The 21,528-nt window shown below is 62.7% G+C and carries 19 protein-coding genes and 1 pseudogene; all 20 read left to right on the top strand.

Annotated elements, in window-relative coordinates; genetic code table 11:
• The first annotated feature begins 81 nt into the window (after positions 1 to 81).
• Complete coding sequence (locus H2170_10740) at positions 82 to 336, top strand: hypothetical protein (GenBank protein MCS6300555.1); 255 nt, start codon at positions 82 to 84, stop codon at positions 334 to 336.
• Positions 337 to 404: 68 nt separating this feature from the next.
• Positions 405 to 1,745: an ISAs1 family transposase gene (locus H2170_10735; protein MCS6300554.1), complete on the top strand. Its 1,341-nt coding sequence runs from the start codon at positions 405 to 407 to the stop codon at positions 1,743 to 1,745.
• A 47-nt stretch (positions 1,746 to 1,792) separates the two neighbouring features.
• Positions 1,793 to 2,227, top strand: coding sequence for a hypothetical protein (locus tag H2170_10730; GenBank protein ID MCS6300553.1), 435 nt, complete (start codon positions 1,793 to 1,795; stop codon positions 2,225 to 2,227).
• Complete coding sequence (locus H2170_10725) at positions 2,224 to 3,438, top strand: chemotaxis protein (protein ID MCS6300552.1); 1,215 nt, start codon at positions 2,224 to 2,226, stop codon at positions 3,436 to 3,438. The genes H2170_10730 and H2170_10725 overlap by 4 nt, the downstream gene beginning before the upstream one ends.
• Before the next feature lie 594 nt (positions 3,439 to 4,032).
• Positions 4,033 to 4,782 carry a flagellar hook-basal body protein gene (locus H2170_10720; GenBank protein MCS6300551.1) on the top strand — a complete coding sequence of 250 codons (750 nt, stop codon included), beginning with the start codon at positions 4,033 to 4,035 and terminating at the stop codon, positions 4,780 to 4,782.
• Between the two features lie 22 nt (positions 4,783 to 4,804).
• Positions 4,805 to 5,587: a flagellar basal-body rod protein FlgG gene (flgG, locus tag H2170_10715; GenBank protein MCS6300550.1), complete on the top strand. Its 783-nt coding sequence runs from the start codon at positions 4,805 to 4,807 to the stop codon at positions 5,585 to 5,587.
• 11 nt (positions 5,588 to 5,598) lie between these two features.
• Complete coding sequence (gene flgA / locus H2170_10710) at positions 5,599 to 6,315, top strand: flagellar basal body P-ring formation protein FlgA (GenBank protein MCS6300549.1); 717 nt, start codon at positions 5,599 to 5,601, stop codon at positions 6,313 to 6,315.
• Positions 6,316 to 6,339: 24 nt separating this feature from the next.
• Positions 6,340 to 6,957: a flagellar basal body L-ring protein FlgH gene (locus H2170_10705; protein MCS6300548.1), complete on the top strand. Its 618-nt coding sequence runs from the start codon at positions 6,340 to 6,342 to the stop codon at positions 6,955 to 6,957.
• A 30-nt stretch (positions 6,958 to 6,987) separates the two neighbouring features.
• The gene (locus H2170_10700; GenBank protein MCS6300547.1) at positions 6,988 to 8,079 is read left to right on the top strand and encodes a flagellar basal body P-ring protein FlgI; all 1,092 of its coding nucleotides are present in this window, start codon (positions 6,988 to 6,990) and stop codon (positions 8,077 to 8,079) included.
• Between the two features lie 20 nt (positions 8,080 to 8,099).
• The gene (locus H2170_10695; GenBank protein ID MCS6300546.1) at positions 8,100 to 8,450 is read left to right on the top strand and encodes a rod-binding protein; all 351 of its coding nucleotides are present in this window, start codon (positions 8,100 to 8,102) and stop codon (positions 8,448 to 8,450) included.
• Positions 8,447 to 8,944 (top strand): flagellar export chaperone FlgN, encoded by a 498-nt coding sequence (gene flgN / locus H2170_10690; protein ID MCS6300545.1) that lies wholly within the window; start codon positions 8,447 to 8,449, stop codon positions 8,942 to 8,944. The genes H2170_10695 and flgN overlap by 4 nt, the downstream gene beginning before the upstream one ends.
• Positions 8,945 to 9,421: 477 nt before the next feature.
• Entirely contained in the window at positions 9,422 to 10,831 is a 1,410-nt protein-coding gene (gene flgK, locus H2170_10685; protein ID MCS6300544.1) for a flagellar hook-associated protein FlgK, read from the top strand.
• Between the two features lie 36 nt (positions 10,832 to 10,867).
• Positions 10,868 to 11,764 (top strand): flagellin, encoded by an 897-nt coding sequence (locus H2170_10680; protein ID MCS6300543.1) that lies wholly within the window; start codon positions 10,868 to 10,870, stop codon positions 11,762 to 11,764.
• A gap of 23 nt (positions 11,765 to 11,787) precedes the next feature.
• A complete protein-coding gene (locus H2170_10675) occupies positions 11,788 to 12,225 on the top strand; it encodes a flagellar assembly protein FliW (GenBank protein ID MCS6300542.1) in 438 nt (145 codons plus the stop codon).
• A gap of 8 nt (positions 12,226 to 12,233) precedes the next feature.
• A complete protein-coding gene (gene csrA, locus H2170_10670) occupies positions 12,234 to 12,497 on the top strand; it encodes a carbon storage regulator CsrA (protein MCS6300541.1) in 264 nt (87 codons plus the stop codon).
• Positions 12,498 to 12,517: 20 nt separating this feature from the next.
• Positions 12,518 to 13,396 carry a flagellin gene (locus H2170_10665; protein MCS6300540.1) on the top strand — a complete coding sequence of 293 codons (879 nt, stop codon included), beginning with the start codon at positions 12,518 to 12,520 and terminating at the stop codon, positions 13,394 to 13,396.
• 691 nt (positions 13,397 to 14,087) lie between these two features.
• Positions 14,088 to 16,448, top strand: a complete 2,361-nt coding sequence (locus H2170_10660) for a response regulator (GenBank protein MCS6300539.1) — start codon at positions 14,088 to 14,090, stop codon at positions 16,446 to 16,448.
• A gap of 11 nt (positions 16,449 to 16,459) precedes the next feature.
• The gene (locus H2170_10655; protein MCS6300538.1) at positions 16,460 to 19,525 is read left to right on the top strand and encodes a response regulator; all 3,066 of its coding nucleotides are present in this window, start codon (positions 16,460 to 16,462) and stop codon (positions 19,523 to 19,525) included.
• A 307-nt stretch (positions 19,526 to 19,832) separates the two neighbouring features.
• Positions 19,833 to 20,435: pseudogene (locus H2170_10650) on the top strand (DUF3365 domain-containing protein).
• Positions 20,376 to 21,524, top strand: coding sequence for a hypothetical protein (locus H2170_10645; protein ID MCS6300537.1), 1,149 nt, complete (start codon positions 20,376 to 20,378; stop codon positions 21,522 to 21,524). The pseudogene H2170_10650 and the gene H2170_10645 overlap by 60 nt, the downstream one beginning before the upstream one ends.
• Positions 21,525 to 21,528: the final 4 nt, after the last annotated feature.

The raw sequence follows: 21,528 nt of genomic DNA, 5'->3' as shown, positions 1-21,528 counted from the left end.
CGATTACTAGGGGACTTAAAACTCCTCCCCGGGTTACGCCTGTACCCTCGTCTTCTCCTCCCTCTGCTTCCCCCCCCCGTTATGTCTCTCAACGTTAATCATAAAGTCAGTATCCTTGCCTGTACCGCCGGTCTTATCATCAGCGCTCTGGTGGGCGGGGTGTATCAGCAGTTCAGCCAGTTGACTGCCGCTGCGGAGCACCTGCACCTCAACAACCAGCAGCTGCAAAATCATCAGGTGGCCGACATGATGCACGACGCACTCCACTCCGATGTGCTTACTGCCGCCGACGTTTCGCGCCGCCGCGATGACACCGCCGATTCATTGAACAGCTAAACACCTGAATACTAACAAAGGAGCGGAATAAGCGGGACAAGCCCCAGGAAATCATTTTGGCTGGGTGAATGATGCCGGCCGAAACGAACCCGTCGAACCCCCAAGGGGAGGTGATTTCGCTGCGCCACTTGCAGGTGCAGGTGCTAGACAGCCCCGAGTTAAACGCCCGAGCGCAGGGGCTGCTTGAGGAGCATCACTATCTGGGCGCGGTGAAACCGGTGGGCGAGCGGCTGCTGTACGCGGTGAGCGATGCGCAGGGCACCTGGGTGGCGGTGCTGGTGTTTGCGGCGGCGGCGCTGCACCTGCGCGGCCGGGAGGCGTGGATTGGCTGGAGTGGCGAACAGCGCCGACGCCGATTGGCGCTGGTGGTCAACAACGTGCGGTTCCTGCTGCTGCCCAAGCCGGCGGTGCCCAACTTGGGCTCGGCGGTTTTGAGCCGGGTGCTCGGCCGGCTCAGTGCCGACTGGCAGTCGCGTTACGAGCACCCCGTGCTCGTCGTGGAAACCTTCGTCGACCCCGAGCGTTTTACGGGAAGTGTATACAAGGCATCCGGGTGGACCGAGTTGGGCCTGACCAAGGGCAACACGCGTAAGTCGCGCGATTACTACGAGCACCACGCCAAGCCCAAGCGCTTGTTTGTGCGCGAGCTGGAGCCCCGGGCCCGGAGAGCTCTTCAGGCAGGGCAGATCAAACCCTCGCTGGCTGCGGTGGAGGCGAAAGTTCCGGTGCGAAGTACCCTGAAGGCCCCCGATTTAATCAGCCTGGCGGAGGCCTTCCGGCAAGTGCCTGAATACCGCGCCTACATCGGGGCCTATCCCTTGCACGCGCTGCTGGCGATCACGGCGGCGGCCTATCTGGCCGGAGCACCCCGCGGCCAACGTGACCTGGCCGCTTTCGCCCGCCGGCTCTCCCCGGTCCAACGCCAAGCCCTCGGGGTGATCCGCCGCCGCGGCAAATACGGCGCTCCCAGCCAGCCCACCTTCAGCCGTCTGTTCGCCCGTGTGCAGGCCGCGCGCATCGAGGAGGTTTTACTCGCCCACCAACGCCAGGTGCGAGGCGAGCCTCCCGCCACCGAGATCGTGGTCATCGACGGCAAAGTCCCCAAGCACAGCGGCGGACAAAACGTCGTGACCGCGGTTACCTCGCCGAGCTTGTTTTATCTCGGCAGCGAGGTCGTCGCCGAAAAAAGTAACGAGATTCCCGCCGCCCGCGCCCTGTGTGAGAGACTCGATTTGGTCGATAAACTCGTGAGCCTTGATGCCCTGCATACCCAGGCGGACACCGCGCGGGCGATCGTACTGGAGCATGGCGGCGACTACCTGTTCACCGTCAAAGGCAATCAGCCCGGCTTGCAGAAAATCGTAGCAGCGCAAGTGCCCGATCCGGGCGCCCCTTTTTTGACCCGTTAAAAGATCCCGCTGCCGAGCAACGTACCACCCAGGAAAAGAAGCACCCCGTGACGCGCACCCTGGTGGCGCGCGAGTTGAGCGCGGAAAGCGCCTGCTTCCCCCTGGTGGCGCAAGCCGCGAGAATCTGCCGAAAACGCCACGGCAAGCCCACCGAGACCGTGGCGCTGATCACCAGTCGCCCCGCCGCCGAGTTGACTCCCGCCCAATGGCTGGAGGTCAACATTGCGCACTGGGGAATCGAGACCGGTTTGCATGCCCGCCTCGACGCCTCGCGCCAGGATGATCGCTGCCGATTACGCCGCCCGAACGCGGTGCGCATCCACGGCATGTTCAACCGCTGGGCCAACAGCCTGTTCATGCACTGGCGCGGTCAACGAACTAAAAAACGCCACCTTTATACCTCCGACTTTATCGCCCACATGTCCGAAAATCATGACCGTCGCGCGCTCCGCGCACTTACCTCGGTAAACTTCCCGCTATGAATCGGCGCTGCCGCGATGAGGCCGGCCGCGATCAATTGTTGAAATCCGTTAAGGAGCACATTAAGACGATGCGCGATAATTTGGCGGCCAACAGCGCCATGACGATGCCGCCGGCGGTGGCAGAGGCGCAGGCGGCAGTCGCCGCGCCGCTGGAGGTCTACCTGAAGGAGGCCGAGACGTTGGTGGGGCTGGCGTGGGCCGATCTGGCTGCCGTTGAAAAAGCCCAACTGCACTTTGCGCAAACCTTCGAGGCGCTGGAGGAATCGTTGGGAAAGGTGGGCGAACTGTTTGAGGCGGAATCCGTGCGGCTGAACGCCGAAAGCGCTGCCGCGACAAAATGGTTTCTGCTGATGCTGCGAGGTGGGGCCGTCGGCGCGTTGGTCCTGTTGGCGGGCGTGGCCTTCGGGGTGGCGCGGAGTATCCCGAAGCCGTTTGCCAAGGTGATCGGCGAACTCAGTGCGTTGGCCGACGGCAACATCGTCTCCGCCCGCGAGGTGAGTGCGGCAAGCCAAACGCTCGCGGCGGGCGCGAGTGAGCAGGCGGCTTCGCTGGAGGAAGTGTCGGCCACGTTGGAGGAATTGGTTAGCATGACCAAGCGCAACGCCGAGCATGCCCAGTCGGGTAAAGCCTCGGCTGCCAACGCGCGCATCGCGGCTGAAACCGGAGCGCAGGAGATGGAGCGCATGCAGGTCGCCATGACGGCGATCAACCAGTCGTCGCTGGAAATTTCCAAAATCATCAAGACGATCGATGAGATCGCGTTTCAGACCAATATCTTGGCGCTCAATGCGGCGGTGGAGGCGGCGCGTGCCGGTGAGGCGGGCGCGGGGTTTGCGGTGGTGGCCGACGAAGTGCGGTCCTTGGCGCAACGTTCCGCGATGGCTGCCCGCGAAACCGCCGACAAAATAGCGATGGCCAGCGAGCGCAGTGCGCAAGGCGTGCAGTTGTCCAGTCGGGTGGCAACGGAACTGAGCTCGATTGTTAATCAGGTCCGCGAAGTGGACCGCTTGGTGGTGGACGTCGCCGCAGCCTCGCAGGAGCAGAAAGCGGGCTTGGAGCAAATCAGCACAACGCTCACGCGCATGGACCAGATGACGCAGGCCAACGCGGCGACAGCGGAGGAGACGGCGAGCGCCTCCGCGCTGCTCACGAGCAAGTCGGAGGAGTTGCACGACGCCAGCGCGCGTCTGGCGAAATTGGTGGGGCGCTGAGGACGAACACGGGCGACACGGAGGTCGTCCCTCCGGGGGGGGGGGGGCGTCGGTTCCGAGGGGGCGATCGACGCGGGGGGGGGGGGGGGCGGGCCGTATGTTCGAGGGCGGGCCCACCTCCGAACGTGGTCGCTGAGCTGCGGTGCGCTTGAGTGGGGAGGCGTGGCGGCGGCCCAAAGTGTCACCTATTAGGTGACACTTTGGGTCTAGAGTTTGGCCCCTGAGCCGTCGAACGCAGATCAGCCGAATCCTTGAGCTCACGCTCAAGGCCACACGCTTCGCGAACACACTCCTTGTGGCCTTGAGCGTGAGCTCAAGGTCTGGAGTTTGGCCCCTGAGCAGACTGGAAGTCTGCGCTACTTTGCCTGTCGATCACGGACGTCACGGAGGTCGTCCCTCCGGGGGGAATCGGCACGCGCGGGGCCTGGGCCGGGGATGGGGCCTGGGATGGGGCCGGGCAGGGGAGGGCCGGGGCACGCGGAAGATTTTACCCTTGTTTGCGCAGGCAATCGGCGTGATCCCCGCGCGCGTTTTTAAAAAACTGGTGGTTCGTGTAGTTAGGGATGTGGCATTGGCTCTGCTTAGCCCCTTGGCATGAATATCGGACTCTACCAAAGCGCCGCTGCGCTAAGCTCCTTGGAGCGTTGGCAGGATGCCGTGTCCCAGAATATCACTTCGGCCCAAGTCACCGGTTTTAAGCGCCGCTCCGTGCAGGTCGCCGCCGAGGCCCATGGCGAGATTTTGACCCAGCCCGGCGCCAAGCCTGACAACGGCGATGGCATGCCGGCTTTGTTTCCCCAGACGCGTTATTCCATCGCGTTTAACCCGGGCGAAAACAACCCGACGCGCCGCGAGCTCGATGTGGCCCTTTCCGGCCCGGGCTTTTTCACCGTCCGCAAGCCCGATGGCAACACCGCCTACACCCGCGCTGGCGAACTGCAGGTCCGCGCCGATCGCACCTTGGTGACCGCTCAGGGTTGCGAGGTGCTTAACAACTCCGGTAGCCCCATCCAGCTCTCGCAAGAGGGCGGCGCGATTGTCGTGATGGAGGACGGCACGGTTCGCCACGGTGAAAACATCGTCGGCAAGCTCGGTATCGCCAAGGCGACCAATCCTGCACGCCTCATTTCCATGGCCAGCGGCCTGTTCCTCGCCGACACCGGCGCGGGCATGGTGCCGGTCGAAAAACCGATCATCCAGCAGGGCTACTTGGAGGGCAGTAATGTCTCTCCCCTGCGCGAGATGGTGGACCTCGTGAATATTTCCCGCGCTTACGAGGCCAACCAGAAGCTCATCCAGAGCCGCGACGGTATCATGCAGAAAACCCTCGATGCGGTCAGCTAACTAACCCCCCAGCCCCAATCCTATGAATCTTTCACTCTACTCGGCCGCCACGGGCATGGAAGCTCAGCAGCTCAACCTGAACACCATCGCGAACAACCTCGCGAACGTGAACACCCCGGGTTTCAAGCGCAGCACGATCCAGTTCCAGGACTTGCTTTACCAAAAGCCCCGCAACGCCGGTGCCGAGAGCGGCGGCGGCGACGTGGTCCCCACCGGCATTGAGGTGGGTAACGGTACGCGCGTCGCGTCCACCACCAAGATTTTTACCCAAGGCCAGCTCACCAACAGCGGCCAGCAACTCGATTTGGCGATTCAGGGCGACGGCTTTTACGAGGTGCAAAAGCCCGACGGCACCGTCGCTTACACCCGCGATGGTTCCTTTAAACTCAACTCGGCGGGTCAGGTTGTCACCACCGACGGCCGCCCCGTGCTCGGCGGTTTCCAAAACGTGCCCGCCGGCACCACCGCCATCAACGTCTCTGCGAGCGGCGTGGTCAGTTACCAAACCGCCAGTGGCACCACCACCTTTAACCTGACCCTGTCGCGTTTTGCCAATCCGGCCGGCTTGCAGAGTCTGGGCGGCAACCTTTACGCGGCCACCGGCGCCAGCGGCACGGCCGAGGTCGGCGCACCCGGTGAAAACGGCTTCGGCAGCGTCATGCAGGGCTACGTCGAGACCTCCAACGTCAACATCGTCGAGGAGATGGTTAACCTCATTGTCGCCCAGCGCGCCTACGAGGTGAACAGCAAGTCGATCCAAGCCTCCGACGAGATGCTGCAGAACGTTAACCAACTCAAACGCTGAGCCTTTCCCCCATGTCGCGCCGTTATCTTGTTCTCGGTCTGTTCTGCGCCCTCGCCACCTTCGGCCAGGCGCAGGTGCAAGCGGCTCCCGCTTCAGCCACCGGCGCAACCGCCAGTGCGCCCGACCCGTGGCTGGAGACGCTGTGCGCCTTGTTGACCGACCGCTATCAGGTCACCGGCCAGCTTAATCTCGCGTGGAACCGCCCGCGCCCGGCCGCCACCCCCGTCGAGGCCGATCTGGTGGTCGTAACCGCCTCCGCAGAATTGGCCCCGCAGATCCTGGTGACGGTGCGTGCAACCGACTCCGCCGGGGTGAAAAGCGACCACATGCTGGTGCTGCGCGCCGAGTTGTGGCGCGACGGCTGGATGGTGCGCGATCCCGTTACGGCCGGCTCGCGCCTTGATCCTTTGGCCCTCGATCCCCGCCGCTTCGACGCCTTGCGCGAGCGCGACTCCATTCCCGCAGACCCCAAACTGGATCTCAACTTCGCGCGCAACATGCCTATGGGCCGCTTGGTGGCTTGGCGCGATGTGGTGCGCCGCCCGCTGGTGCGCCGCGGCCAGGCCATGGAGGTCATCGCCACCTCCGGCGCGCTGACGGTCACCTTGAACGGCATCGCCCTCAATGATGCTGCCAGCGGTGAAACGGTGCGCGTGCGCAATCCTGACTCCAAGAAGGAGTTCGTCGCCCAGGTCGTTTCGGAGTCCCGCGCCACCATCCGCTTCTAGTCCTCAACCCCTCTTTTTTCTCCCATGAAAACCCGCCTGTTGCTCCTGTGTTTACTCCCCGTTTCGGCCGCCACCGTGCGCGCTGATTCGCTGTGGACGGCCGCCGGTTCACGCGAGCAGGGGGTCGCCACCCAGATCAAGGCGACCCAAGTCGGCGATATTTTGACCATCGTCGTGTCCGAGTCCGCCAACCAAACCGCCTCGCAGAGCAAGAGCAGCAGTTCGGCGAGCAACATGGACGCCTCGGTGAGCCAGTTCCTGTTCCCGTCCTCGGTGAGCAAGTTCGGCACCAAGGGCGGCGAGATGCCGGGCATCAAGTTCGGCGGTAGCAGCGATTTCAAGGGCGGCGGTGATGTGAAAAACTCCCAGACGATCAACGCCCGCGCCGCCGTGCTCGTCACCGATGTGTTGCCCAACGGCAACCTGGTCATCGCCGGGTCGCGCCGCATCACCTTTTCCGGCGAAACCCAGCATATCGTGCTCCACGGCCTGGTGCGCTCCGCCGACATCGCCAGCGACAACACCATCCAGTCGAGCAACATCGCCGACGCCCGCGTAGAGTTCATTTCCGAGGGCACGATGAGCGATGCAGCCAAGCGCGGCTGGTTGAGCAAAATCTACGAGAAGTTCCGCCCCCTCTGAGTTTTCTCCCGCCCGCCCCCGTTTTAACACATGCGCCGTTTACTCCTACTCCTTGGGTTGATCTCACCGCTCTTGCTTGAGGCGGCGCGAATCAAGGACATGGCCCGCCTGGCCGGACAGCGGGACAATCAACTGGTGGGTTACGGCCTGGTGGTGGGTCTGGCAGGCGACGGCGATTCCAACGCCCTGGCCACGCTCAGCTCGGTGGCCAACGTGCTGGAGCGCAGCGGCGTGAAGATCGACCCGACCCTGATCAAGGCCAAGAACGCGGCTGCTGTTATTCTCACCGCCGACATCGGCTCGTTCCTGAAGTCGGGTTCGCGCATCGACGTCACGGTTTCCTCGATGGGTGACGCCAAGTCGCTGCAGGGCGCGGTCTTGCTGCAAGCCCCGCTCTTGGGTGCGGACGGCCGGGTGTACGCGGTGGCCCAGGGCGCGGTGGCCGTGGGTGGCTTTTTGGGTGGTGCCGGTGGTTCCGGTGGCGCCACGGTCCAGAAGAATCACCCCACCGTGGGTATCATCAGCAACGGCGCGATTGTTGAGCGCGAAATCCCCGCCACCATCGTCCAGGAGGGGCGTATCTCCTTCAGCCTGTACAACCCCGATTTCACCTCCGCAGCCCGCATGGCCGATGCCATCAACGCGGTTTTCCCCACCGCCGACGCCTTGGCCCGCGATGCGTCGACCATCGACCTCAATTTGCCTCCCCAATATGTCGGCCGTGACGTCATGTTTCTGGCCGATGTCGGCGCGATTACAGTCACCCCGGACGCCATGGCGCGCATCGTCATCAACGAGCGCACGGGCACGATTGTCGCCACGGCACCGGTGAGCCTGTCGCATGTGGCGATCAGCCACGGTTCTCTCACTATCACGATCGCCTCGACGCCCACGGTTTCTCAGCCCGGTGCTCTGAGCGGAGGCCAGACGGCGATCACCAACACCACGAACACCGACGTGAAGGAAACCACGGGGCATTTCACCATGATTCCTGAAGCTCCCACGGTGGAAAAACTTGCCTCGGCGCTCAACACCTTGGGTGTGAGCACCCGCGACATGATGTCGATTTTCCAGGCACTCAAAAGCGCCGGCGCCCTCCAAGCCGACCTGATTATTAACTGATTACGGTCCCCCCAACTCCTATGTCTATCGATCCCCTTTCTGCCATTTCTTCCATCGACCGGTCCACCTCAATGCCCGGCGGTAAACTCAAAAACTCCCCTAAACCCACGGCTAGCGAACTGAACAAGGCGGCCCAGCAGTTTGAGGCCATCATGGTGCGCCAGCTGTTGTCCCCGGCGATCGAGCCGATGATGAACGGCGGCGTCGGTGGCGAAAAATCCAAATCCGGGGCCGGCGGCGGTGGTGGCGTTTACGGCTACATGCTCACCGACACGCTGGCCAATTCCATCGCGCAAGGTGGCGGACTCGGCCTGGCCAAGGTGATCAGTCGGCAACTCTCTCCCGCGACCCCGGTCGCTCAACCCAAATGACCTCACATCCTTTCATTCCCCTGGTGGAATTGCTACGTGCCGAGCTGGCCGGTTACGGCGGGCTGCTGGCGCTGTTTGATGAACAACAAGCTCAGTTGTGGCGCCGCGAGGTGCAGGCGGTGGCCGACACCTCGTTGGCCATCGAGCAAATTGCCGCTGAAACCGCCCGCCACCGCCTTGAACGCGAGGCCTGGGTGGCGCGTTTTGCCACCGGCAAAGGCCAGCCCGCCGAGACCAACCTGCGCCGCCTGTTGGAGTTTTTCCCGGCTGACCAGCAGCCCCTGCTCGGCGCGCTCATCGACGAGATCAATCACCTGTTGCACCGGGTGCGCCGCCGCGCCCGCCAGAACCACTCGATTTTGGCCCGTGCCGTCGAGTTGCACCGCGACGCCCTGGCGACGTTGCACCCCGCCGCCCGGCCGCGCACCTACGCGCCCTCGGGACGCATCGGATCGCTCGCCGGCCCGGCCGCCACCCTGCAAGCCGCCGGTTAACGCCCGGACCACCGGGGAATCGGTAGCGCGGGCCCAACGGAACGCTGAGCTCCAGCTCGGCTCCGTGCAGCACAGCGAGAACCCGCAAAGGCCGAGCTGGAGCTCAGCGTTCCGGCCGAAGCCTCGCCAGCACGTCCGCACCAACGTTCAACGTCCAACATCGAACGTTCAGCGTCCAGTGCCTCCCGGAGTCCTCCGCAATCGGTCATGGGTCATTGCCCCTTTTTCGCCCCGCCTCTGAGCCCCGGGGCAGTTTTTTCCCCCTATCGCCCCCTGGGCGGCCAAAGCCCTCAGCTTAATTTTTAACAAATTGCCGATTCGTGTAGTTAGAGATGTGGCATTGGCTCTGCTTAGTCCCTTGGCATGAATCCCGGACTCGCCCCCAGCACCCCCAGCGCACCCCTGCTGGAAGGCCGCTTGTCCGCCCCTGTCGCCGCCACCTGCTAACGCCTTTCTCCCCCTCGACCCCACACCATTATGGCCGGTCTATTTGGCACGCTTAACCAGTCCGTTCAGTCCCTCCATGCCCAGTCCATCGGCATTGAGGTAGCGGGGCGCAATCTGGCCAACGTCAACAACCCCGATTTCTCCCGCCAACGGGTGGTCTTCGGTGACCGCGGCACCGTTATCACCCCCCAGGGCGCGCAATCGCTGGGTATCGAGGCCAAGTCCGTCCAGCAGATCCGCGACTTCCTGATCGACCAGCAGGTCAGCCGCGAGACCGCCTCCTTGGCTAGCCTCACGGCCGAGAATGATATTTACTCTAAAACCCAGGCCGCTTTGGGCGAGTCGATCGATAGTACCAAGAAGGCAACTTCCCCTGCCGCCGGCATGTCGGGCGTCGTTAGCGGTTTTTTCAACGCTTTCAAGGCCTTCGCCGCCAGCCCCACCGACATGGGCCAGCGTCAGAATCTGATCCAGCAAGCCGGCATCCTCACCGACCGCTTCAACTCCACCGATGAGCGCTTGGCGCAGGTGCAAGCCGCCGCCGGCACCAACATCGCCGCTGATGTCGCCACGGTGAACGACTTGCTGGCCAACGTCGCCTCGCTCAACAGCCAGATCGGCGGTCTGGAAATCAACGCCGTGGGCACCGCAGTCCACCTGCGCGACCAGCGCCAAGCCGCCATCGAAAAACTCGCCGGGCTGATCGGTGCCGAGACCGCCCCGAATGCCACGCAAGTGGGCCAAGTGGATGTGTTTGTGCGCGACGGCAGCGGCAATGCGATCACCCTGGTCAGCCTGGCCTCGGTGAACAACCCGGTTAACTACATCGGCACGGGTTTAACCGCCGGCACCAGTGGCACGCCGATCGCCCTGACTTCCGGCAAGGTCAACGGTTTGTTCAAGGCCCGCGACGGCGCGGTGCAAGACTTGCGCGACAGCCTCAACACCTTCGCCGGCCAGATCGGCCTCGCCGTCAACACCGCCTATAATCCCCTCAGCACCCCCGGGGCTAATTTCTTCACGTTCACCACCGGTTCGGCTGCTTCCACTCTCACTGTGGCGGCCGGTCTCACCCCGGCTACCCTCAAAGCATCCAACGGTGCGGTCGGCGACAACACCCTGGCCGCCGCAGTGGCCGCGCTCGCCTCGCGCTCCTTCGCCGTCACCTCGGGCGACGCCATCGACGGCACCTTTAGCCAGTATTTTTCGGGCGTGGTCAGTGATTTCGGCCGCACTGTGGCCAGCACCTCCAACCGTCTGGAGGACCAGTCCACCATCACCAAACTGGTCAACCAGCAGCGCCAGAGCCTCAGCGGCGTTTCCATGGACGAGGAAATGGCCGATCTGCTCAAGTATCAGCGCGCCTTCGAGGCCTCCTCCAAAGTCATTTCCATCATCGACGGTCTGATCGACATCGTCGTCAACCGCCTAGGCAGGTAACCCCAAAGCCTAGCTCATCCTCGCTCCTAAAACACCATGAGAATTTCCACCGCCAGCACCTCCACCGCCGTCCTCATTCAACTGCAAAAGTTGAGCGGTCGCCAAGCCGAGCTGCAGAACCAGGTCGCTACCGGCCAGCGCATTTTCCTGCCCGGCGACGACCCCTCCGCCATGGGCCGGGTGATTTCCGCCCAGATGGAGCGCAGCGCGGTCGCCCAGTATTCGCGCAACGCCGACACCGCCTTGGCGTATTCACAGACCTCGTATGCGGCCCTCGCTCAATTTAAGAAACTCTCAGACCGCGCGGGCGAACTCGGCGTGCTGGGCACCGGCAGCATCGGCACTGCTGCGATGAAAGCCTACGGTGCCGAGGTTAACCAGTTGCTCGAACAGGCCGCCACGGTGGGTAACACCCGCTCGCGCAACGACTACATCTTCTCGGGCACCGCCGTCACCACACCTCCCTTCACACTCACCCGCGACGTCACCGGCAAAATCACGGGGGTCGCTTATGCGGGCGATGCCGGTGAAATTTCTGTGCCGCTGGGCGACGGAACCTCGATCAAACCCTCGACGGGTTCGGCCACCAACAACGGCTTGGCCGCTTTCATGACTCAGCTGATCGCCCTGCGCGACGCGCTGAACACGGGCAGCACCGCCGGCGTGCAGGCCACGCGCACCAATTTAGATACGTCCGAAAACCTTCTGGTTTCCGCTCTCAGTGAACACGGCGCGGTCCAGCTGCGCATCGAAGTTGCCAAGGCCCAACACAAGGCCCGGGGCGACGAACTGGACCGTCAAGTTTCCCTCGAGGCGGATGCTGATCTGCCCTCAACCATTGTTAACCTCAACCAGACCACGCAGGCCTACGAGGCGGCATTATCCTCTTCCGCGACCTTGCTGAAACTGTCGCTGCTCGATTATATTAGGTAACTTTACTTTTTTCGTACCCACCCATGAAAGTCCTAGCCGAATCACCCCAACTGCAAGACCTCGAGGCTCCACCCACGTTGGACCTCAGTTTCCCCACCGGCATCGTCGGCTTCCCCGAACACCACCGCGGCGAGATTTTCCACTTTGCCGACCAATTGCCGTTCCAGTGGTTGCGCCTGCATGGGCCGTCCCCCCTGCACTTTGTGGTCATCGATCCGGCCGGACTGCTGCCCGACTACACCCCCGAGTTGTTCGACGATGACGCCAACGCCCTGGGAATCACCGAAGCCTCTGATGCCCTGTTATTCAACATTGTCACGGTCCGCGATCAGTCCTCTACTGCTACCGTGAATCTCGTCGGCCCCATTATTGTTAATCGACATACGGGGGTCGGCCGCCAGGTCGTCATCGCCAACCACGCGCAATACAGCGCCCGCCACCCCCTCGTCACCGCCAGCTGATCTCAGCCATGCTTGTTCTTACTCGAAAGGTTAATGAAGCCATTGTCATCGGTGATAACATCGAGATCCGCATTACGCGCATCGATGGAGACACGGTGAAAATCGGCATCCAGGCCCCTCGCGAGATCTCGATCGTGCGCAAGGAGGTCCTCATTGATATCGCGGCGAGCAATCAAGCCGCCGCCGTTTCCACCCCCGCCGCCGGCGGAGCTGGTTCCCGCATGCCCTCGCTGCCCCGCCTGGTCGCCCCGACCCGGTCAGCCAAGCCCTGAACACTCGACCCCATTCACCCATGTCCCCTCTCGGTACCACCCAACAATCCCTTTTTCTCGCCGCTGGACTCGGCCGCCTTCAATCCCTCAACGACGCCGCCTCCGCGCGGGTTTCCTCCGGCAAACGCATTGATACCCCCGCCGCCGATGTCGCGGGCGTGGGTATGGCCGCCAAACTTGATGGCCAGCAGGCCCGTCTGCGTGGCGTGGAAATCAACCTGCAAAACGGTGTCAGCCGCATGCAGTCCACCGCCGGCCAGCTCAACACCATCTCTCGCGTGGTGACCCGCCTGAGCGAACTCTCGGTGCTCGGCTCCAATGCGACGCAGGATGCCAAGAGCCGCTCGCTCTATCAGGTCGAGTTCACCAAGTTGCAGGATCAGCTCCGCCAGACCATCGGTGGCACCACGGCCGAAATCGGTGGCACGGCTGATGTGAGCAACCCGTCGGGCACCTACAACGGCACGCGCCTGTTTGGTGCGGCTGCCGCCGAGACGCTGTCGGTGGGTTTGCAAGCCGACGAGCAGATCACCCTGCCGTCGATGAATCTGAGCAACGGCGCCATGGGGGCGCTGATCAGCCAGGACGCCTCGGGCAACTACACGACGACGATCGCCAGCCTCGGGGCCGGCACGACGATCAACGACGCCCTCACGCAGACCGGCCAAGTGTTGGCCAATGTGGGCGCGGTGCAGAGCCGCATCGATTTCTCGGTTAACATTGCCGCGACTGCCAGTGCCAACCACGAAGCCGCGCTTTCGGTCATTCGCGATGCGGATTTGGCGACCGACGTCACCGCGATTTCCCGCCTCAACATGCTCCGCGACGCCCACAACGCCATGTTGGCCCAGTCGCGTGATTCCGGTGCCAAGTTGATCGGCCTGCTCTCGCGCAACTAAGCCGAGTAACGAGGATTTATAAGCCTTTGGATGCTGACCTCGGAGGTGGCGCGAAAGCGCTGCTCCGAGGTTTTTTTATGGCTTATACTCATTGGCTTTTGAGTTAAGTGTTTACGGCATCCTTGAGCTCACGCTCAAGGCCACACGCTTCGCGAACACGTTCTTCGAGCTCACGCTCTTCGCAATCACACGCTTCGCTAACACACTCCCCGTGGCCTTGAGCGTGAGCTCAGGGTGGTATCCTCTCTCCAGCGACCAGGTTAATTAATCCCACCTTGATCGCGAATTGGTATTAGTAGGCTGTCACCATCGAGTTGTCGCATCAGCAACCACGTGCAATCAACGCCCCGACTTCGATCCTTTTAGCCGCGAAAGATCGCAGTGATCGCATAGAAATACGCAGGCTTGTTCTTTGCGTTCCTTGCGTTCTTTCGCGGCTAAACTGCTGTGGTTTCATCCGACACGGTGAATGTTACTGTCAGGCAAACACACCCGCCCGCCCCGCGCCTCCCTGTTTTGCGCTTGGGTTCACTTAAAATTTAAGACCCGAGCCTTCCGTGCCGATTAGGGGGGTAAGTTTTCTGATGCGATCCCTGTTTCTATCCCTGTCGTCACCTTGGGTGGCGTCCCTGTACGGCGTTGATGCGGCGCCGGGACCGGGCTGTAAGCTACACTTTTCGGAGGGTTGCCGATGAGCGTGCCACCCCTTCAACCGGGCGAATCCGCTTCTGTGTTACCGCCTTTGGACGGGGATCAGGCGCTGCTCGATGCCATGGCGGCTTCAGCTGAGGGTTCGGGCGTTTTGATCAGTCCCGATGGCCGGGTGCTGGCGGTGTCGGCCCAGGCAGGCTTGAGCGTCGGTGAGGATTTTTTTGCCGGGTGCACGCCGGAGCTTGGCTCAGGTTTGAGGCAACTGATGGCGGGCGAACGCGCGTTGTTTACCTACGATTACATTCGCAGCGAATCCGATGGTTGGCGTGTCCGCGTGCGCGCGTCGCCGTGGCGGCGGCCCGACGGCTGTGGCGCTTTGTTGATCCAAACCGCACGCCCCAATGAATCACGGGTGCAGTCGGCGCGGGATTTGGAGCTGAGCAATAGCCGGTTGAGCGAGGCGATCGCCCATGCCAACGATATGGCTGCTCAAGCCACCGCGGCCAATCAGTCCAAGAGCATGTTTCTGGCGAACATGAGCCATGAGCTGCGCACGCCGATCAACGGGGTGATGGGCATGGTCGGGCTGCTGCTCGATACCCGGCTTGATGCCGAGCAACGCGGGTTTGCCGAAACTGCCCGGGTGAGCGGTGAAAACCTGCTGCAACTGATCAACGACATCCTCGATTTTTCCAAGATCGAGGCCGGTAAAGTGGAACTGGAGTCGATCGATTTTGATTTGTCGGAACTGATCGAGGAGTCGCTGGATTTACTCACCTTGCGAGCCCATGAGCGCGGGCTGGAGTTGGCGGCGGTGATCGCCCCGGGCACCCCGCTGCGGGTGCGCGGCGACCCAGGGAGGATCCGCCAAGTGCTGGTTAATTTGTTAGGTAATGCGGTGAAATTCACCGAGCGCGGCGACGTGGTGGTCCGCGTGGCGGTGCGCCCTTCGGATACGGGCACGCCGCTGATTGGTTTCGCGGTGAGCGACAGCGGGGTGGGAATCGCCCCAGAGCGCGCCGCCCATCTGTTTCAGCCGTTTACCCAGGCGGATTCCTCGACCACGCGGCGTTACGGCGGGACAGGGCTGGGGTTGGCTATATCGCGACAACTCGTTGAGTTAATGGGGGGTGAAATCACCCTGCAAAGCCGACCTGGGGTGGGCAGCACGTTTACGTTCGCCCTGCCGCTGCAGGTCCTGCAGCAACCCGAGCCGGTGCTCCGCCCGACCTGGGCAGGAAAACGAATTTTACTGGTGGAGTCGCACCGGCCCACGGCCGACCACATCGCTTTGTTGTTGGATGCCGGCGGTGCGCGCTGCGAGGTGGCGTCCTCGCTGGTGTCGGTGCTCGACCGGTTGAGCGCGCCGGAGGGGGCGGGTTGCGACGTGTTGATGTTGTCCGACCGGGTCTCGGGGGCGGCGGAGGCGTTGGCGGCCACCTTGTTGCCGCGCCGGGGGGAAGCGCCGCGGGTTCGGGTGGTGGTGCTGACGAGTATGGTGGGGCGGCCGGCGCTGGCTGGCGCTGCGGCGACGCTGCCCAAGCCGGTGCGCGTGGCCGCGTTAAATCGAACGCTGTCGGCCTTGTTCAGTCCGGTTGCCCCGGTGAAGCCAGCGCCGCCGCCGCCGGTCACGGGCAATCGGGGCGGGTGGCGTTTGCTCCTGGTTGAGGACAATTCGATCAATCAACGCGTGGCGCTGGCCATGCTTGCCCGGCTCGGCTACCGCGCCGATGCGGTTGCCAACGGCCGCGAGGCGGTCACCGCGCTGTGCCGCGTCCCGTACGATCTGGTGCTCATGGATTGCCAGATGCCCGAGATGGATGGCTATGAGGCCACCCGCGCGGTGCGCGCCAGTGGCAGCCCCGTGCTCAACCCCGCCATCCCGATTGTCGCCATGACGGCCAACGCCATGCAGGGCGACCGCGAGCGTTGCCTCGAATCGGGCATGAACGATTACCTCACCAAGCCGATCAGCACCAAATCCTTGGCCGAATGCCTTTCGATGCACCTCGCCGCCTTGGCCACCCCTAACGAAACCCCGCCGGCAATCGCCTGGGCGGAGCTGCTCGAGGGGCTGGGCGGCGATGTCCCGCTGGCCCATGAGATGCTCAGCCAGTTCTGCGGGGAGGTGACCATTTACTTTGAGCGTGCCTGTGCGGCGCACGCAGCGGGCAACACGGCGCTGTTAACCCGTATCCTGCGCAGCCTCAAGGGGGCGTCGGTTAATTTCTCAGCCAAGGGCCTGCATTTCGCCGCCGCCGAGGCCGAGTCCGCCCTGGCTCACGGCCTCGATATGACGCCCCTGTTCGCCGCCCTTGACGCGCAAATCAAAGCGGTGCTCGCCGACCATGCGTTGCGCCTCGACAGCACGCGTCCCGATGTGGTCAATCGGGGACCCTGATGACCGCCGATTTGTCCACTCTCCCCGTCGTTATTTTGGTCAACGATGATCCGCTTCAATTGGATTTACTCACGGGCATGCTCGGCCAGCAGCCCTGGCAGGTGGTGGCCTGCCGTTCGGCCAACGAAGCGCTGCAGGCGATGTCGCGCCATCAGCCCGCCTTGGTCATCACCGACCTTTACATGCCCGACATCGACGGGTGGGCGTTCTGCCGGATGCTGCGCTCGGCCGCTTACAAGCGCTTTAACCTGACGCCTATCCTGGTGCTCTCCGGCATTCTGGCCAGTGAAGAGGCCGCGGAAATCGCCTCCGAGCTTGGCGCCACGGATTTTTCCCCGTTGCCCGTCGAAGCCGCACTTTTGCGTGAGCGGGTTCGCATGCTGATCGAAACCCCTCCGCTGACTCCTGCGTGGAAGGTGTTGCTAGCGATGGCAGCCGGGCCCGAGGCCGACGCCGTCCGGGCGGTGTTTGGCGCCCAGGGCTGCGAGGTCAGCCAGGTTGAGGACATCGCGGCCGTCGACGACGTGCTTTCACACGAACCCTGGGAAGCGGTGATCTGCGACCTCGATTTGCCTGATTGCTCGATGGCGCTGGTTCGCATGTGGATCGCGGCCACGCCGCACTCAGCCTTCGTACTGGTCACCGCCAATCCTGACCCGCAGGCGGCGGTCACGTCCATTCGGGCAGGGGCGAGCGTGCACACGCGGAGGCCCTATGCACCCGACTACCTGTTCGGGTTGTGCGAACTGGCCCGGCAAAAAAATTCGCTCATCCGCGCGCAACGCATGTTGGAGCTGCGAACCGTCGAGTTGCGTAACTCCGATCGGCTGATCCAGTCCATTCTGGATTCTTCCGACCAGGTTTACTTGGTGATCGACCGGTTGGGCGGCGTCGAGATGGCCAATCGAGCCGCTCGCCAGATCGCCGCCGAAATCCTGCCTCACTTGGCTCAAAGCGAGGATGCCGCCGTCGCACAACTGCCCGCGCTGTTGAGCGACCGCACCAAGCAAAGTCTCGCGCTGGCCATGGTCGGGCAAGTGGTGCACCACGACTCCGCAGTGAGTGATGCCTCCGGCCGCCGCCGGCGTTTTATGGTCCGCTACACGCCCTTGCCCGACGCCGATGGGCGCACCGCTCGGGTGTGCTTTAACGCCCAGGACATGACCGCGCGTATCGAGGCCGAGGATGCGCTCCGGCTGCGCAACCACGCGCTCAGTTCCATTTCCCAAGGTGTACTCATCACCGATGCCGAACTAAATGTGACCTACGCCAATGACAGCTTCGTTGGCATGACCGGCTTTAGCCGCAGCGAGATCATTGGTTTGCGGTGCGGCTTTTTGCATGCGGAGCGCACCGATGCCGAAGCGCTCGCCGACATACGCCGCAAACTCGATGCCGGCCTGCCGTTTTCCGGCGAGGTGTTGGATCAGCGTAAAAACGGCGAGTCATTCTGGAGCGAGCGCTCGCTCACTCCGGTCAAGGACGCACAGGGCACCGTTACCCAATACGTCGGCGTGCAGCGCGACATCACGGATCGCAAGCGTCAGCAGGACGAACTGCGCTACAGTCAGGCCCGGTTGCAGGCGCTCTTTGATCACTCCAACGATGCGATCATGCTGGTTAACGACTCGGGGCGTTACGTGGAGGTGAATCCAGCTGCCTGCGCACTGCTCGGTTATAGCCGCGAGGAACTGCTCAAGCTCGGGGTGGGCGAGATTTTCAGCAAAAGCGAACACGGGTTGGCCGAGGGTGCCTGGCACGAGTTTTTAGAGACCGGCACCCAACGCGGTGAATGCTCCCTGCGCCGCAAGGACGGCACCCTTTCGCGCGCTGATTACAGTGCCATTGCGCATATCCAAAACGGGCTGCACCTGACGATTTTTCGCGACGTTTCCGAGAGTCATGCGCTCCAGTCCCAGCTCCTGCGCCAGCAGCGGCTTGAAAGCGTTGGCCGCTTGGCCAGCGGTGTGGCCCACGACCTTAATAATATCCTCACGCCCATTCTTATGGCGCCTGCCATGCTGCGCGGTTTTGTCACCGACGCCGGTGCGCGCATGCTGCTTGAATCGATGGAATCGGGGGCGCGGCGCGGGTCGGCCATCGTTCAGCAATTGCTGGCCTTTTCGCGTGGCGAGGCGGGCGAGAAAGTCCGTCTGGACCTGCAGAAAACTCTGCGCGAATCGTGCGCGATCATGCGGGAAACCTTTCCCAAGAGTGTTGCCGTCGAGTTTGCCCCGGCGGCGGGCGATTTTTTTGTCGTGGGCGACCCCAATCAGCTCCAACAGGTGGTGTTGAATCTGGCGCTGAACGCGGCCGATGCCATGCCGCGCGGCGGGCGGTTGGTGCTGAGCTTGGAGGCGGTGGAGATTTCCCCGGGCGCAGCTGCTCGCGACCCGGAGCTGATTGCGGGTCGTCACGCCGTGTTGACCGTGGTCGATCACGGCACCGGCATCGCACCTGAAATCCTCGACAAGATTTTCGATCCGTTTTTCACCACCAAGCCCTTCGGCCAGGGCAGTGGACTCGGTCTTTCCGTCGTTCTTGGAATCGTGCGCTCGCACGGCGGTTTTGTCCGTGTGACCAGTCGTGTTGGTGTGGGCACGATCTTCAAAGTGCACCTACCGCTGCAAGCCGACGTGCTTGCTACGAGCCCGCAGCCGGCGAAGGTGCCAGCGGTTAACCGACTGCCCCCGGCCGGGGCGGGGCGCACGGTGTTGGTCATCGATGACGAGGCCGATGTGCGCGATATCATCCGGCTCACCCTCAGTCACGAGGGTTACCGGGTGATAGGTGCAGCGGGGGCCGATGCGGCCTTTTCCCAGCTGCAAGCCTGCGGCGGGCGCGTGGATTTGATTCTCACTGACCTGTCGATGCCCGGGGTGTCGGGGGTCAAGCTGATCGAAATGTTGCATGGTCGGCACCCCGAGCAGCGTATCTTGGTGATGACGGGCAATGGGGCCAATTGTTCGGTGGTGCCCAAGTTGCGCGATCTGGTGTGCGGGATTCTGCCCAAACCCTTCGAGGTTTCGACCTTGGTTCTGGCGGTCAACCAGGCCCTGCAATCACCCGCTCTGTAACGGGCGTAATTCCAATCGGCGATCAGGCTGAGCCGATAACCGAAATGGGCCGGGGACGGCCAACGCTACGCGGGAGCGCTGAATTGGCCGAGACGGCCAACCCTACACGGGAGCGGGAACTGTAGGGTTGGCCGTCCCTGGCCAAAAGCCGCGATAGGCTAAGTTCTAACGCTAATTACTAAGTGTTTTGCTTATAGGGATAAAGTTTCGGCCTAAACAACCGATAGGAAAGTCCAGTACTTCCTGTTGGCTCCTGCGGGCCAGCGCGGCCGTTTTCTCCAACCCCATCACACCCGTTTATCCCGTCATGAAATTAGGTAATAAAATCGTCTCCATTGTCCTCGTTGCCATCGTAGTTAGCGTCTCGGCTGGTTTGGTGGTCCAGCACCGAGTTATCCGCGATCAGGGCATCGAGCTCACGCGGGGTACGATGCGGGCTGCCATCGTCGAGGCCGAGAATGTGCGCGGGACCATTTCTTCGATGAGCAGTGCGGGCGCGTTCGATATGCCCAAGCTGCTTGAGGAGTTTAAGCGCACGGGCGACCTACGAAAGTCGACCCTCTACAAAACCGTACCCGTGGTTGCCGCCTGGGATGCCATTCAAAAGGTAGCCGACGACAATAACTGGGATTTTCGCGTGCCCAAACACAATGCGCGCAACGAAAAGAATACCCCGACTGCGGACGAAGAGCGGATCCTTGCGATATTGGAGCACGGCGATGTGCCGGAGTATTTCCACGTCGATAAAGCGGCCAATAAAATCATTTTAGCTCGGCCGATCAAGTTGACCGCCGATTGCTTGAGCTGCCACGGCGACCCCAAAAACAGCCCCACTGGCGATGGGTTGGACATGGTGGGTTTTAAAATGGAAAATTGGAAGGCGGGTGAAGTCCATGGTGCCTTCGTGCTGCACGCGACGCTCGACAACGTCGATGCTGTCGCCCGCGCCGGCATGATCAAAACCTCACTGTGGGTGCTGCCGGTGGCGGCCCTGGTGGGGCTCGGCGCATTGTGCTTCGCGCGCAAAACGATCATCCGTCCGCTCGAAGCGTCCATCGCCGTGATCGACGCCGCCAGCGCTCAGGAGGAGTCCTCGGCCCGGGAGATTTCCACCGCGTCGCAGCGCCTCGCCGAGGGCGCCAGTGAGCAGGCCGCCTCCTTGGAGGAAACCAGCGCCTCCTTGGAGGAGATCTCCAGCATGACCCAGCGCAACGCCGAGCATGCCGGTAATGCCGAGGGGATCGCCGCCCAAACCCGCAGCGCCGCCGACAGCGGTACCGCCGACATGGAGGAGATGGTCCGTGCCATGGGCGAGATCAAGGCGGCCTCCGATAACATTTCAAAAATCATCAAAACGATCGACGAAATCGCCTTCCAGACCAACATCCTGGCGCTGAACGCCGCCGTGGAAGCCGCCCGTGCCGGCGAGGCCGGAGCCGGGTTCGCCGTCGTGGCTGACGAGGTGCGTTCACTTGCTCAACGCTCGGCCCTCGCTGCCAAGGAGACCGCCGACCGCATCACGGCCTCGATTGAGAAAAGCGAACATGGTGTGCGGGTGAGCAACAAAGTGTCGACCAGCCTTGCCGACATCGCCGACAAGGCCCGCCGTATGAATGAACTGGTGCGTGAAATCGCCTCCGGTTCTACCGAGCAAAGCCAGGGTATTGCCCAAGTGAACACGGCAGTGAGCCAACTCGACGGGGTCACCCAGACCAACGCTGCGGCTGCCGAGGAATCGGCTTCTGCCTCCGAGGAACTCAGTGCGCAGTCGATCGAATTGAAGGCAGCTGTTGAGCAACTGGTGATGATTGTCTCTGGTGCCTCAGCTCGTGCCAAACCGACAAACGCTCCGGATAACATCCCGCCGGCACCCGGAAAACCGGGCAAGACGCATTCAGCGGCTGCACCCGTTGTGACCAAAAAAGTGACAAAGCCTAGCGCGAAGAGCGGCGGCGGTCCCGCCACCTCGGGTAATGATACGCTGAGCTTCCGCGATTGAGGTG

The organism is Opitutus sp. (genome assembly GCA_024998815.1).
Taxonomy (GTDB): Bacteria; Verrucomicrobiota; Verrucomicrobiia; order Opitutales; family Opitutaceae; genus Rariglobus.
The sequence above is the reverse complement of the archived record's forward strand: the minus strand, read 5'-3'. Positions and strand labels throughout refer to the sequence as shown.